This window comes from Citrobacter sp. XY323, from assembly GCF_025106035.1.
Lineage (GTDB): Bacteria > Pseudomonadota > Gammaproteobacteria > Enterobacterales > Enterobacteriaceae > Citrobacter > Citrobacter braakii.
Window position 1 is genome coordinate 300,301 of record NZ_JANYUK010000012.1, and the last position, 13,860, is coordinate 314,160.

9 protein-coding genes are annotated in these 13,860 nt (G+C 44.7%); all 9 read left to right on the forward strand.

Features of this window, described 5'->3' with window-relative positions:
- Positions 1 to 12: 12 nt before the first annotated feature.
- The 9 genes from tssD to N0B36_RS17440 all read left to right on the forward strand — a co-directional run bounded on the left by tssD (position 13) and on the right by N0B36_RS17440 (position 13,747).
- Positions 13 to 504: a type VI secretion system tube protein TssD gene (gene tssD / locus N0B36_RS17400; RefSeq protein WP_003024437.1), complete on the forward strand. Its 492-nt coding sequence runs from the start codon at positions 13 to 15 to the stop codon at positions 502 to 504.
- A 161-nt stretch (positions 505 to 665) separates the two neighbouring features.
- Positions 666 to 3,287, forward strand: coding sequence for a type VI secretion system ATPase TssH (gene tssH / locus N0B36_RS17405; RefSeq protein WP_259688666.1), 2,622 nt, complete (start codon positions 666 to 668; stop codon positions 3,285 to 3,287).
- 86 nt (positions 3,288 to 3,373) lie between these two features.
- Entirely contained in the window at positions 3,374 to 4,021 is a 648-nt protein-coding gene (locus N0B36_RS17410) for a hypothetical protein (protein ID WP_259688667.1), read from the forward strand.
- Between the two features lie 469 nt (positions 4,022 to 4,490).
- A complete protein-coding gene (locus N0B36_RS17415) occupies positions 4,491 to 5,183 on the forward strand; it encodes a hypothetical protein (protein ID WP_047499243.1) in 693 nt (230 codons plus the stop codon).
- A gap of 6 nt (positions 5,184 to 5,189) precedes the next feature.
- Positions 5,190 to 5,591: a hypothetical protein gene (locus N0B36_RS17420; protein WP_016157455.1), complete on the forward strand. Its 402-nt coding sequence runs from the start codon at positions 5,190 to 5,192 to the stop codon at positions 5,589 to 5,591.
- 54 nt (positions 5,592 to 5,645) lie between these two features.
- Positions 5,646 to 8,177 (forward strand): type VI secretion system Vgr family protein, encoded by a 2,532-nt coding sequence (locus tag N0B36_RS17425; RefSeq protein WP_259688668.1) that lies wholly within the window; start codon positions 5,646 to 5,648, stop codon positions 8,175 to 8,177.
- 15 nt (positions 8,178 to 8,192) lie between these two features.
- The gene (locus N0B36_RS17430; RefSeq protein ID WP_259688669.1) at positions 8,193 to 10,409 is read left to right on the forward strand and encodes an ATPase; all 2,217 of its coding nucleotides are present in this window, start codon (positions 8,193 to 8,195) and stop codon (positions 10,407 to 10,409) included.
- On the forward strand, positions 10,406 to 11,374 hold the full coding sequence (locus tag N0B36_RS17435; RefSeq protein WP_259688670.1) for a formylglycine-generating enzyme family protein: 969 nt from the start codon (positions 10,406 to 10,408) through the stop codon (positions 11,372 to 11,374). The genes N0B36_RS17430 and N0B36_RS17435 overlap by 4 nt, the downstream gene beginning before the upstream one ends.
- A gap of 42 nt (positions 11,375 to 11,416) precedes the next feature.
- On the forward strand, positions 11,417 to 13,747 hold the full coding sequence (locus N0B36_RS17440; protein WP_259688671.1) for a hypothetical protein: 2,331 nt from the start codon (positions 11,417 to 11,419) through the stop codon (positions 13,745 to 13,747).
- Positions 13,748 to 13,860 lie beyond the last annotated feature (113 nt).

Sequence of the window (13,860 nt, forward strand, 5' to 3'; positions counted from 1 at the left end):
GGAGAAAGAGTTATGGCAATTCCAGTCTACCTTTGGCTGAAAGACGACGGCGGTGCGGATATTAAGGGCTCTGTTGATGTGAAAGACCGTGTGGGCAGTATCGAAGTAGTGGCTCAGGAACATAACCTGTACATCCCTACCGATAACAACACCGGTAAGTTGACCGGGACGCGCATCCATACCCCGTTTCTTTTCACTAAGGAAATCGATGCTTCCAGCCCGTATCTGTACAAGGCTGTAACCACTGGTCAGACCCTGCGTCAGGCAGAGTTCAAATGGTATCGCATCAATGATGCTGGTCAGGAAGTGGAATACTTCAACACCACTCTGCATAACGTGAAAGTGGTGAAAGTAAATCCTGTGATGTACGACATCAAAGATCCGGCTAAAGAGAAGCATAACCACCTGGAACAGATTGAACTGCGCTACGAGAAGATCGTCTGGACATATAAGGATGGCAACATTATCCATTCTGACGCCTGGAACGAGCGTACCACCGCGTAACGCACTAACGGATGAGGATTTCCTCATCCGTTTTTTTATGCCCTCTGCTGAGTATCCGGCGCGGGGATTTAGCAGAGAGTATCAACGTCACTATTACCTTATGGGCATTGGGTTACGGCCACGGGCGGTAGCGTGCCTGAATACAGGGAGTCAGGAAGCAAATGGAACACCAGTCAGCAGTGTTATTACGACGTCTCAACCCCTATTGTGCTCAGGCGCTTGAAGCGGCGGCATCGTTATGCCAAACGCGTGCGCATGCAGAAATCACACCTGAACACTGGTTACTGAAGCTATTGGAACAGGGAGAGGGCGATATTACTGTCATTGCACGTCGTTATGAATGGGATATCGACAATCTCTGGCAGTCGCTGCTGGCGCATCTGGATGTTCAGCCTCGTTCCGTAAAAAGCCGCCCGCAGTTGTCTGATGTACTCCTCTCTTTAATGCAACAAGCGTGGCTGTGTGCAGCAACGGATGAAAATTCGCAGATACGTGGTGTGCATCTGCTGATGGCGCTGGTGGGAAAGCCTTCGCTACTGAAGTGTGACGGCATGTGGCCTCTTCTGAGCGCAGGACATACTCAACTGGAACGGCTCCTGCCGCTATTAAATGTTCAGTCGGATGAACGTCCTGAAAGACAGCAAGAGGCCGCTCTGGCACAGTTTACCTCTGATGATGAACCGGGGCGAAATCTGGCCCAGTCGACTTTGTCGCCCGCATTACAAGGTGTGCTCGATAAATTTACATTAGACGTGACCGCGAAAGCGCGTGCCGGTGATATCGATCCGGTATTTGGTCGTGATAATGAAATTCGGCAAATGGTGGATGTGCTATCTCGTCGTCGAAAAAACAATCCAATTCTGGTTGGGGAACCCGGCGTCGGCAAGACCGCTTTGGTGGAGGGGTTGGCGCTGCGTATTGCTGAAGGTAACGTGCCGGATAGCCTGAAAACAGTAACCTTACGTACGCTGGATCTTGGGCTGTTGCAGGCAGGTGCTGGAGTGAAAGGTGAGTTTGAGCAGCGATTAAAAAATATCATTGATGCCGTTCAGCAATCGCCAACTCCTGTTCTGCTCTTTATCGATGAAGCACACACCATCATTGGGGCCGGTAATCAGGCGGGGGGAGCTGATGCAGCCAACCTGCTAAAACCCGCTCTGGCCAGAGGTGAATTGCGAACCATCGCAGCGACCACATGGAGCGAATATAAACAGTATTTTGAGCGTGATGCTGCGCTGGAGCGGCGTTTTCAGATGGTTAAAGTGGATGAACCGGATGATGACACTGCCTGTTTAATGCTGCGTGGTCTGAAATCACGCTACGCGGAACACCATGGCGTTCATATCACCGACGAAGCAGTTAAAGCCGCTGTTATGCTCTCTCGCCGCTATCTTACAGGGCGGCAATTACCCGACAAAGCCGTCGACCTGCTGGATACCGCAGGTGCAAGAGTACGGATGTGCCTTGATACCGTTCCTGAACCACTTACGCGCTTGAAGTCGGAGATCACCGCGCTTGAAATTGAAAAACAGGCGTTGCTTGCAGACCTCGCAGTAGGAAATGGTCAGCATGATGAAAGGCTGGCCAGCATTGAACAGCATGAAAATCGCCTGCTTGTCGAGCTTGATGAACTGGAAACCCAGTATGGCCAGGAAATAGCGCTCACTGAGCAACTGCTGACCTGCCGCCGTGATATTTCTCGTCAGGCGGAAACGATTGAATTGCAGCAACAGCTTAGTGTGCTTCAGCAGGGCCATCCTTTACTGTTTCCGGATGTAGACGCGCGCACAGTTGCTACGGTGATCGCCGACTGGACCGGTGTACCGTTGTCTTCACTAATGAAGGACTCCCAGACAGACTTGCTGACGCTTGAAACCCAGATGGGAAACCGCGTTGTCGGGCAGGATTACGCGCTAAATACTATCGCACAGCGGTTGCGGGCATCAAAAACAGGACTTACGCCGGAAAACGGCCCACAGGGTGTTTTTCTGCTAACTGGACCAAGCGGAACCGGGAAAACGGAGACGGCGCTGGCCCTGGCTGACATTCTCTTTGGCGGTGAAAAATCGCTGATCACGATTAATCTGTCTGAGTATCAGGAGTCGCACACCGTGAGCCAACTCAAGGGCTCACCTCCGGGGTATGTGGGTTATGGTCAGGGAGGGATCCTGACTGAAGCAGTGCGAAAACGCCCTTATAGCGTGGTATTGCTGGATGAAGTAGAAAAAGCGCATCGCGACGTCATAAACCTGTTTTACCAGGTATTTGACCGCGGTTTCATGCGAGATGGTGAAGGCCGAGAAATTGATTTTCGCAACACCGTTATTTTGATGACTTCCAATCTTGGCGGCGACGCTGTGATGCAGATGCTGGAAGAACAGCCGGAAACCACGGAGTCCGATCTGCACGAGTTGCTGCGCCCCCTCTTGCGTGATCATTTCCAGCCGGCGCTACTGGCCCGCTTCCAGACTATTATCTACCATCCGCTCAGTGAACCTGCGTTACGTACGATTGTACAAATGAAACTGGATCAAGTTAGACAGCGATTACTGCGTCACTACGGCATCACTACGACGATATCTGAGAACCTTTTTGATGCCCTGACAGCCGCTTGTCTGCTACCGGATACGGGGGCGAGGAATATTGATAGCCTGCTGAATCAACAAATCTTGCCAGTGCTCAGCCAGCAGTTGTTAACGTATCTTTCCCGGCAGCAAAAACCTCAGCAGCTCACTTTGAGTTGGAGTGATGAAGAGGGAATTGAATTGATAATTGATAATTGATAACGAGTGAAAAATAAAACCCAGAGATAAGACTAATGCTGGGTTTTATATTGTACTGGGATGTGCGTTGCGCAACAGGACTAAATATGGATGGTGCTAAAGAGCTTGCCAAAGATATGCTCGAAGCTATTAACATTGATGATTCTGGATTTATAGCTGCTTTGACAAAAGGGCTTATATCATTTCCGGTGAGTATGGGATATCTGGCTTATGATTTTATGGATACAGAACATCACAGAGCGAATGCAGATGACAAATACAGGTTTGCCAGACTTATTAATAAAGTGGGGTTTAATAAGGAGTTGATAGGTCAGGTTGTTGGGGTTTTTATTAATGATTTTTCTTCTCGACTGGATTTTTCTTTAATGGTGGAAAAAATAGTTGGGGATAGTGCCGGAAGGATGATTTTCTCAGAGCTAACTGGCGTTAAAATTGGGTATGTTATTTCTAATCGGTTGGTCACGGCATTTTTTTCAGGTGCTTGTATAGGCTCGCTTCTTTCGTTGGGAGCGGAGGTATCCAGGGCAATCTATACATCTCGCTATCTGGCTGCAAGGAGTCCTGGCCATTACCAAAAATTGAAAGATATGGGAGACCTGGATCTGCTTTATTTTCTGATAGAAGATCTTGTTTCACCTTTTGAAAAAGCAATTGAGCTTCACAATACAAATGAGGTTTTTTTTAATGAGGTTTGCCAATGTTTTCTGGAAGGTCTGGGAAGTTTAGAGAAATAGTAATATATTTAATGTATTATTTTTCATATCTGATGGGTAATATATTATGCATGTTTGGCATTGCCTTTTTTATTTGGTTTTTTTGTTTCTAACGATGCGTTTCGATATTTATGGGGCGCGGGAAATATTTTATTGATTGTTTTAGGGTATTTTATGATGAGATTTGGCTGGCCTCATGTGCGTAGTAATTGGGATGATTATCTGTGATTTTTTAGTTAATGGGAAATTGTGTTGGTCAGTATTATGATGGTTTTATAAGTACGTAAATATATTTAATTAAATGGAGTTAACTCTATGAATATGGAACTAACAACATCACGGCCCACGCTTAACCGCTACAGCTTAACGATTCCTTCATGCCCGCATGCACTGGATGTGGTGCGTTTTGAGGGGCTGGAGCAGTTAAGCGTTCTTTACCGTTATTCTGTCCGATCTACTTGTAGTATTGAGTTTGAGTTAAGGGCTAATAATGAGTAAACGTAACGATATTATTGAACCTTCTGAGTGGACATCGACTCGTAAAACAGGGCTTGTTTATAGCGAAATATTGGGATGGATAGATATAGGCCATGCACAGGGAAGTGATATCAAAAACCTGATGATAGATATAAAACGAGGTGAATCAGGCTGTGATGGTTATTATGAAGTCACTTATAGCCAAAAAATGTTTGTATACCATCGCCAGTTTGGTACAGGAAAGTTTGTTAAGTGGCGTATCAAACAAGGTTTATCTGCATGTGAGAAAAACAGCGTTGCGTTGGCCATGATGATGACGACGGCGCGCTTGTTTGAAAGTTTGCAAGCTAATTGGTGCTTTAGTTGGTATACCGACAGTGGTTTTAGCGGAGAGGATCTTACCTCTGATCTTTTAGGCTTCTACAGGGCAATTCTTCCCTCAGACTACCAGTCAAGACTAAGGTTAGTCAGTAAAGAGCGAGCACTGAATCGATGGGATTTTTATGGGCCGATAGGCAATTATAAGAATAAAGGATTTTTACCATTACTGTTTCCAGACCCGTCGGATAATTGTGCTGTTCATAAACCCTATAAAGGGAGTTTGCCTTCGTTTATGACATGGGTGCAACCGTGGAGTGATTTCACTTCTGGTCGGGTACAAGTGATCAGCGGGGATGGCGGTTATTATTCATTTTTGTCGAGGTGAATGGTAATGAGCTACTATAAAATATTACTGGTGACTATTGCTTTGATTTCCTTGTCACCTCTTTTAATACCCTGGCCAGATAAATTAGAATATCGGGAAAGTGATTTTTTTGATTACTATTTCTACACAGATGTTGATATCAAGCAGGCCCCAAGGATCTCAAATAATTATTATTTCGAATATATTTCTCCTGAGGGAAGTACTCGGGAAACAAATCTTATTATTTTTCACGGTGGTGATGCAGAAGTTATTCGTAATTATCTAACAGGTCTTGGTTTTCATCTTTATGATTATAGTGATAATGGTAGGGAAGAGCTTTGGATATCTAGCGATAATCTTCGATTTACTTTTTCCATTGTCACAAATAAGAAAGCGGATATAGTTGTTTTAATAAAGACAATGCGTTGAGAGTAGCTTTTACTTTCTGAAAATAGCTCTTTATAAAATTACAGGGTTAAATATATGGGAATGTCTGAATCACTGGGTGGTGGGATGTTATTTATATCTGAAAATACGTTAAACCGTTATCAATTGTATATCCCTTCATGCAAGTCTGTACTGGATGTTATTAATTTTAGTGGTACGGAGGAAATGAGTTCGCTGTATCGATATGTAGTTCATTTTTCCAGCAATGATAAAGACATTGCAGCAGAGTCGATACTTAGAAAATCGACTACATTGACCATGGGAATAGGGAAGTTAAGTGAGTTAACTGCCCGAAAAGTGGTACATGGTATTGTGACATCTTTCCATCGTATAAGTGGTTCAAAAGACCAGGCAACCTATCAGTTAATCATTGAACCTTTTGTCGCGTTGTTGAAAAATCAATTTCGCACGCACCGTTTTTTTATAAATATGTCAGTTCCGGACGTTGTTAGTAAAATTTTACAGGAGCATGGTTTAAAAGACTGGGAATATAATTTTGATTTGGCAATGGAATATCCAAAACGAGAGCAAATTAATCAGTATCACGAAAGCGATCTGGTCTTTATTGAACGTTTGCTCTCTGAAGTGGGAATATTCTTCTTCTTCAGGCTTCAGCCTGATGCTGGTACTGAAGTGATCTATTTTGCTGACAAACAAAGCGCATGGGAGTTTGGCAAAACATTACCGCTGAATAGTCCCTCCGGAATGAATGACAATGGTATCGACTCAGTCTGGGATATTCAGTTCCACCAGTCTGCAGTGCAGGCATCGGTTACTGCTGGGGACTATAACCATCGTCAGGCACAGAAAATATTATTTTCTGCACAAGCCGATATGACTTACGGTGACGGTGACGGGGTGACTTACGGGGATGTTTACCACTATCGCCCGCGCCATCTTGAAACGGGTGATAAGGTATCTCCATCGCCTGAGACAGGGAATTTTTGGGCTCGTCTGGAACATGAGCGTTATCTCTCCTCACAAGCCACAATCACTGGATTATCAACCGATGTAAGCCTCAGCCCGGCTCAGGTCCTGAATATTACGGAATCCACACCTGTCCCAACGCTTCCTGCCAGTGTGTGTAACAGCTTGCTGGTTACGGCGGTTTCATTCAGCGCAAGCCGAAAGGAAGCACTACAAGTGGTGTTGATGGCGACCGTTTACAGTGAAACGCGCTGTTGGAGACCTCCACTAAAACCGCGGCCAGTGATTAGCGGCACGCTAATGGCACGTGTTTCAAGCCCGAAAAAGAATGATGAATATGCTCATTTGAATCAGAGCGGGCTTTATTGGGTTAAGTTTGATGCGGATCGTGATGATAAACAACAGGGCTACGAAAGTATGCCAGTGCGCCTTGCCAAACCCTATGGCGGCGACACCTACGGTATTCACTTCCCGCTGATACAGGGCACAGAAGTGGCGGTGGCGTTCCATGAAGGGGATCCGGACCGGCCTTATATCGCCCATGCGCTGCATGACTCCCGACATCCTGACCACGTGACGGAGGCAAACCACACCCGTAACGTCATCCGCACGCCCGCCAATAACAAATTGCGCATGGAGGACAAACGGGGCGAGGAGCACATCAAGCTCAGCACCGAGTACGGCGGGAAGACGCAACTGAACCTGGGGCATAACGTGGATGCGCAGCGCGCGATGCGGGGAGAGGGCGCGGAGCTGCGCACCGACGACTGGGTGGCGGTACGCGGTGGTAAAGGGGTTTTAATTAGTGCTTATAATCAGCCGCAGGCCCAAGGAGAGATGTTGGATATGCGTGCTGCAATTGCTGAGCTGCAAAATGCACTTGAGCTGGTTACAGCGTTAGCGAGTAGTGCCAAAGTATCCGGTTCACTTGATGCTGATATCGCTTCACAGCAAGAATTGACGAAAACGCTGGCGCAATTAAAAGGCGCGGGTTTGTTACTGAATGCTCCTGCTGGCATAGGCGTGGCCACACCCAAAAATATACAGCTCACCACGGGTCATTCTTTAACTGTCACAACGGGAGAAAATGCAGATCTGACGTTGTTTAAACGTCTGACCGTTGCCGCTGGAGAAGCAATTAGTCTGTTTGCCCAAAAAATGGGTATGAAAATTTTTGCTGCCAGAGGAATGATAGATATTCAGGCGCAAACTGATGCCATGCGATTGCAGTCAGATAAAACGATGAATATTAATAGCGTTAATGGTGAAGTTGTTTTAAACGCCCAACAGGGGATTACGCTAACCAGTACTGGCGGGGCGTATATAAAAATCAAAGATGGATCCATCGAGCTTGGAGCACCTGGAAGTCTTAAGCTAAAAAGCCCTGATATTCAGTGGGGCGGAGTAGGTATCATGGAAAAAGCACTTAAGCCGATGAATGTTTCTGACCCGCAATATAAATACCCTATGAATGGTTCTTTTCAGATTGTTGATAAAGGGGATGGTAAGCCTAAACCTTACATTAAATATCGTATTGAAACTGAAAGTGGTGAAACTATTCGTGGTGTAACTGATGAGAATGGATATACCCAATCTCATTACGGCCTTGAACCGCAGACGATGAAGTTATTCTTTGAATAAAACCAGGTTGGTATCATGAGCGATACATCCACATTACCCGTAGCAGAGAATCAGTTAAGTAAAAAAGAAAATAACACCGTGCAGATATCACATGAATCATGTGATATCTATTATTGCACCGAAAGTCAGGAATTACTATTCTTAACGACGACTGCAGCAAAAAATATTGATGAGCATGCCAGTGAAATAATGACGGTAGTTGATGAATTTCATCAGGCTAACGAAGAATACTCTAAAGCTGTTGAGGAGTTTGGACTATTAAATTCAAACATAGAGGAAAGCGCCGCCCTTACAGAAAAAGAAAGCAATATTACTAATCAAGAAGCTAATTTAACTGACAAACGAAATGCTTTACAAAAGGTAATTGGTAAGTTTGAATCTGAAGGCGCTGGTTATGATGATGTTGTTGAACTCATCCCCATCTCTCGAAAAAATGGTGGCGCTGGCACTAAGAAACGATATGCTTTTGCAAAAAAAGGATATTTTGATAATTTGGGGAAGGGAGTCAAACATAAAGTAAAGTTTAAACAATCGGATGCAGATAATATCCTAAAAAGAGAAAATGGCAATATAACTGGGATTTCAGTTACCAAATTAAAAAAGCAAATTAAAGATCTCGAGTTCGAAAATAAGGGAGTAAACCTTTTTGATCCAATCGACAAAAAATTAATAGATGAGACGTTAACAGGCTGGGCAGAAAGCTGGAATAACAGTCTGGTTTCGCATAAAGAAATTGGCCACTTTATCGATTTTTCAGCTGGTGCGCAGTTCATGCGCTGCACGTCTAATTTGGCGGCTTCTGCCGAATGGGATCCATCAACGGGCGAGTTGGCCATTAAAGGTGAGTTCAAGGCCACGCTTTCTCTGGCTTCTGGCATTGTTGAAACGACATTTTATCTTCCAGATCGCGTCGGCTGGAGCCTGACATTCCAACCTGAAAATCGAACTGAACCATTAAAAATGGGAATGCTCAGAGTCTATCTGAAAACCTCACTGATTGGTTTTGTGGGGGCTTCCGCCCAGGCGGAAGCTCAATTGCAGGTTACCACCTATGGCGGTAAGCAAATGATTATGGGTAACAGCGCCGGGCGTCTACCGCGATTTAGTGAGAGGCATGTGAGCGGTGCAACCTTCCATAAGGCCAGAGAGGAAAACGAAGATGGCACCAAAGTTAGCGCAGAAGCTTTTGGCGGCGCGCGCGCAGAACTAAAGCTAGCTGGTGGAGTACAGTGGTTGCAGCCGCCGGAACTTACCGTGCGCCAGGGCAAGACCGGAGACGATGCTAAAGAAGCTAACGTGTTCGCTGATTTTTGTACGTTTACTGAAAGCCTGGTAGGAATGGCCGGTGCCGGAATTGGTGGTACTTTTCAGTGTGATTTTGTGAACGGTAAGTTTTGTTTCAAAATCGCGGCCAGCCTCTGTGTTGGGATTGGGGCAAAAGGCAGTTTTGAAGCAGAGGTCGATTTTGACAAGTTCTATGAATTTTCAAAATGGCTCATTTATCAACTGTATGGATTAGACTACGCTTTTTTCGAAATAGTGGCACAGAAAGCTTTTGAGGCATTTACCCTGGTCAGTGTTTTGTTACTTTCAGATATGGAAGATTCAATAGCTAAAGGACTAAAGAGTTCACAAGAAACGTTAAATACAATAAAAGTAAAATATAATAGCCTAGTAGAAAGTATTGAATCAGTCTTTGATGACTCTGAAAGAAGAAATCAGTTAGCAGCAAATATTATTAATAGCCCTGATTTACTTCTTATGCGTACCCCGGAGGCCAAAGGAATATTACTCTACCTGCTTACCCGTCATGGAATCTCAGATCATTTTGATTTTGATAATCGCGGTGATTATTTTATCGATATTTATCAGGAGCGCAAGCAGGCCATTATTGTTGTTTTACAATCCATTCAGACGCAGCGGGAGTGGTTCCAGATATTTAGCCGATTTAATGCCAGTGGGAGTGACATGGCAGAGGGTAACTCTGCCCTAAAATATATGGTGGCGCAAAATTCAATGAACGCGGTAAGGCGTTTTCTGCAGGAAGGTTTAGATAAAGTCAATGAAATGGATCTTATCTATAAAAGATTAAGAACGACGCCTGCCTGGGGATATGCCCTGACGATGAACAATACGACTGCGTATCGTTTAACGACGGCGGATAACCCTTTCTATCCGCGTATGGGAACATTTTCACCTCTGTCTGGAGCTAATTCCAAGGAATGGTCATGAAGATAAAATATCCGTTATTACTCCTGAGTCTGGCAGTCAGCGTGGTAGCCGGCTGCGATCAAAACCCCACCTCAGTCAAACCCCGGCACAGTACGGAAGACCAGGCCCGGCTGCAGGAATTTGTGACGCAAATAAAGTCAGAGCTGGTATTTGTGGAAGGCGGTGAATACCTGATGGGCGATTTTGGCGAAGAATATGGCGTGGAAAGGCTGCAGTATGACGGGCGTAAAGACAGTAAACCTTTACACAGGGTGGAGTTAAGCAGCTATTCGCTGAGTAAGTTTAAAGCCAGCAACCAGCAGTATCAGTTTTATCTGGCCTGGAATGGCCTCTCCGGGAGAAAAGTGGATAAACGACTACTAAAACGATGGAGAGAAAAAGGACGAATCCCGGATGCACCTGCGCATGTGGACTGGCACGAAGCGGAGCGGTACTGCGCGTGGCTGGGTGAGGTGACAGGCCTGCCGTTCTCGCTACCGACGGAAGCGCAGTGGGAATACGCGGCGCGTAACCGGGGTAAATTTGTGGTGGCACCCACCGACGATGGGACTATCCGTATTGAAGGTCAGAAAGGCATCAATGTAGCCACCGCCACGGACCGGGAAATTTATGCCCGTAAAAGCGAAAGCTCGTTAGATATTGATTCTCCCCTTCCCCGGGAATTCCGTCCTCCTAATCCTCTGGGGATTTACGACATGGCCGGTAACGGCTGGGAGTGGATGAAGGACTGGTATGACCCGGAATACTACAGCCATTCGCCGGTAAAAGACCCGCAGGGCCCGGAACAGCCGGTATTCAAAGACCCGGACGGGTACTACACGCGGGTTCTGCGCAGCCAGGACTTTTCGGGACCGGGGCGTGGGCTGACCATGGTGCGTTATAAGGCGGACCCGGAAAGCAGACCATACCTGCCAACCGACAAAACCGCGCGCTGCGCCGTTAACCATCCAGGTCCGGTGAAGTGATTATTTATTAATTTATACATCTGAATAATCAGGGAAAAGATTATGAGCGGATCAGATACGCCAGCAGCAGATCATCAAACGAGTAAGGTTGAATCAAATGTTAAGATTGTGATTGTTAAGTCCTGTCAATGCTATTTCAGGATTGACAAATTACAATTAATTTTTATTGATGAAGCGGATGCCAGCGCGTTTGAGGATGCAATGAGTAAGCTGAGCAATCTGGTAAACGCACATCATATTGCAAAGAGTAAATATTCCAACGCTATTGAAAAGTATGGTGTGCAGTTAAAGGATACTGCCAATAAGGATCGGTTGCCTGAACTGGAAAAGGAAATTTCAAAGGCTGAAGGTGAGTTACAAACAGCGACTAAAAATCTACAACAGGAGTTAGGAGAGTTCAATGAAGAGAGCGGATACAAACCCATAGTTGAGCTAATACCAATTGAAAATGTTAAAAAAAAGGCATTCGGACGATTTTATTCATATATCAAAGAAGAGGACTATAAAGAGTTTGAAAGTAAACTTACTGTAATTTCAGTAGATGACTTTAACGGAAATAGTATTTTTACCAAAGATAAAGATAATAATATCATTGGTATCGATATAAAAGAATTGTCAGGGAAATTTAAATCAGCCAAGGAGAAAATAAAACAAATGATGGATCGCACAATGACTGTTGATGCGAACATCAAATATGAGCAGACATTAACTGAATGGGCTGAGGCATGGAACGAGAAAAAATATAATCATACGGGTGAGTATATTGATGTGTCCGCGGGTGCTCAATTTATGCGCCTGACAGCGAATGCCTCCACGCTTAATAGTTGGAATCCTGATACTGGACAAGCAAAAATAAAAGGTGAAGCTCAGGCCGAACTCACGGTTTTTTCCGGGAAAGTAACGTCTACGATTTATGTTCCAGACCGAACAGGTTGGCCTCTTAAATTTATGATTAATGATACGGATGAAGCCAATATTGGTGTGCTAAGGGCAAAAGTAGACGGGGAATTAACAGGGTATGTTGGCGCATCCGCTAAGGTAGAAGCTAACCTACAGTTTGTGACCCATAATAATAAACAGTTATTAATGGGTAATCGTACCAAAAGTTCGACGTTTGCAGAACGAAAAGAAGGTGTAAAAGTTAAGGGTAATAAAGACAAAGCAAAAAAAGGACTTGAAGTAAAAGCTGAAGCCTTTGGCGGCGCTAAAGTTGGAGCAAGTTTAGGGGGAACATTACAGTGGCTGAAACCCTTCACTTCACTGGTCGCGGAAATCCCGGCCATGTTAAGGAAGTTAAATATTGATCCTGAATTAATGCTTGGCGCTTCAGCGATGGATAAATTAATTCAACTGCAAAATCAAAAAGGAAATGATAAAAAGAAAGAAGAGCATTTAGGAGAATTTCAGGATTTGGGTTCACTTAAAGTCGGTGGCGAGGTTCAGTTAGGTGCTGGGGCTAGCGGTGAATTTAGGGTCCGCTTTGTTAAAGGAAAATTTAGATTCCATATGCATGGTAGTTTGTGTTTGGGCCCTGGCGCGAAGGGACTCGTGGAGGGGGAGATTACACCCGATCTGTTTATGGAGTTCGCCGTATGGGTTATCTATCAACTCTATGGCATGGACTATAAGCACTGGGTTATTATTGAGGAAGATGCGTTTAAAGCCTTGTGGTATATTTTGTTAATGGACAAGGAGAAAAAATACAAAGAATATTATGATAAGATGATTGCTGATTTTGAAGATGTTTGTATTGATTTTAATAGTTTTATTAAAAAAACATTTACAGATATCATGATTGCAAGAGACCAGTCAGCAAAACGGAATAAATTTGCGTTTGAAATTAATAGCGACCCTGGCAAAGTGTATCTCTATTCGCCTGAAGCAAAAGGTACAACCCTGTATCTCCTGACCTTAGACGGCGCCTACGATCGTATTGATATTAATAACCAGGGTGATGGCATCATTCCTGATACCAACCATGAACGAAAAAAAGCGGTATTGTTTATTTTGTCCAGTATTCAGACCAAACGGGAATGGAAAAAGGTGTTGACGCGTATTACCGCTGATGGAACGGTGTATCCGGGTAATGAAGATGCGATTGTTAAAATGGCACAAAAGAATATCCGGATATTCTTGCAGACGGGCATTGATAGTGATGACGAGTTGGATAATATCATCGATAAACTAGAGTTACGCGATTTCGATGAGCTCGTGTCGCGTTTAAAGGAAAAACCAACTTACGGTTATTCTTTTGCTCCAAATTGCAGTCAACAATATAAGCTGCATTGTGATGATAATCCATTTTATAGGTCACTGTGTCATTTTGTGCCGGTTGAACCACAGTATCAGCAAAAATGGGAGAGTAACGATTAATGGAAAAGAACCCAATTTATAAATATGGCCTGGCGTTGCTGCTGCTGAGCGGTTGCGATAAACCGGAACCGGCGGTGCAGGGCACCTCACAGAATAACGCTGAATTAGCACAC

Coding starts and splice junctions, on each gene's coding strand:
- N0B36_RS17435 (WP_259688670.1), top strand. CDS start 10,406: ATGAAGATAAAATATCCGTTATTACTCCTGAGTCTGGCAGTCAGCGTG.
- tssD (WP_003024437.1), top strand. CDS start 13: ATGGCAATTCCAGTCTACCTTTGGCTGAAAGACGACGGCGGTGCGGAT.
- N0B36_RS17410 (WP_259688667.1), top strand. CDS start 3,374: ATGGATGGTGCTAAAGAGCTTGCCAAAGATATGCTCGAAGCTATTAAC.
- N0B36_RS17425 (WP_259688668.1), top strand. CDS start 5,646: ATGGGAATGTCTGAATCACTGGGTGGTGGGATGTTATTTATATCTGAA.
- N0B36_RS17430 (WP_259688669.1), top strand. CDS start 8,193: ATGAGCGATACATCCACATTACCCGTAGCAGAGAATCAGTTAAGTAAA.
- N0B36_RS17440 (WP_259688671.1), top strand. CDS start 11,417: ATGAGCGGATCAGATACGCCAGCAGCAGATCATCAAACGAGTAAGGTT.
- N0B36_RS17415 (WP_047499243.1), top strand. CDS start 4,491: ATGAGTAAACGTAACGATATTATTGAACCTTCTGAGTGGACATCGACT.
- N0B36_RS17420 (WP_016157455.1), top strand. CDS start 5,190: ATGAGCTACTATAAAATATTACTGGTGACTATTGCTTTGATTTCCTTG.
- tssH (WP_259688666.1), top strand. CDS start 666: ATGGAACACCAGTCAGCAGTGTTATTACGACGTCTCAACCCCTATTGT.